The sequence below is a fragment of the Streptomyces sp. NPDC086077 genome (assembly GCF_040686175.1).
Lineage (GTDB): Bacteria > Actinomycetota > Actinomycetes > Streptomycetales > Streptomycetaceae > Streptomyces.
In genome coordinates, this window is sequence record NZ_JBFBJT010000327.1 from 1 (window position 1) to 1,000 (window position 1,000).

The 1,000-nt window shown below is 69.6% G+C and carries 1 protein-coding gene; it reads left to right on the forward strand.

Annotation, left to right across the window (positions count from 1 at the left end; all coding sequences use genetic code 11):
* Positions 1 to 643: 643 nt before the first annotated feature.
* On the forward strand, positions 644 to 1,000 hold a 357-nt coding region (locus tag AB0O67_RS37385), incomplete at its 3' end, for an undecaprenyl diphosphate synthase family protein (protein WP_365460591.1).

Sequence of the window (1,000 nt, forward strand, 5' to 3'; positions counted from 1 at the left end):
TTCACGGTGATGGCAGGACACCGGGGCGGAGCGGGGTCGGAGTCCGTCCTCTTCGAGGCGGATCCGGTGTGCGGCGCGCCGCGGAGCCCGCCCTCGCGCGCCGGTACCCCGCGGTGGGCACGGCCAGGGTTTTCCACATCGTTATCGCCGACCACTCGCGTCACCCCTGACACATCGCGTAAGTTCAGACCAAGGTAATTCGCGCCAGCAAAGCTGCGCGGGCGGCACCGCGCAGTGGAGGGGGCTGCGCGGTGCCCGGATCCTGTTTCCGGGCGTCAAGCCGCCGTCACCCACAGGGTCGCCCGTCAGGGGGACGTCCGAAAAGTCCTGAGCGCCCGCCGTGAACCGGCCATGAAGAGGCTGTGAACCGGGCATTCCGCGGCCACCGGCGCGTTGCGGGACGATTCCGGAGAGTAGTTGTCTTGCGCCGATGCACGCAGCAGCCCTTACGAAGGGTTATGGTGGAAGCCCCCCCTCGGGCCGGTCCGTCTCCCCCCCACGGACCGGCCCGTTTTTTTGCCTCAACACCCGTCGCGGGCACCGTCGTAGGGCGGGGGTAGGCTTCGCCCCCGGGGACCGCCATGCGGACAGGGGCCGCGCTCGGCCGCACCTGTCCGATCCGTACGGAGGGGCTGACAATCACGTGAACCTGCGCGACAAGCTGCGCGGCCTGCTGGTCAGGCTGTACGCACGCCGGGTGGAAGGTCACCTGGACCACGCTCAGGTGCCCAAGCACATCGGCGTCATCATGGACGGCAACCGGCGCTGGGCGAAGGCCTCGGGTTCCACCACCGTGCACGGTCACCGGGCCGGTGCCGAGAAGATCGAGGAGTTCCTCGGCTGGTGCACCGAGACGGACGTCGAGGTCGTCACCCTCTGGCTGCTCTCGACGGACAACTTCGACCGGCCCGAGGACGAACTCGTCCCGCTGCTCGGCATCATCGAGGACGTCGTGCGCTCCCTCGCCGCCGACGGCCGCTGGCGCGTGCACCACGTCGGC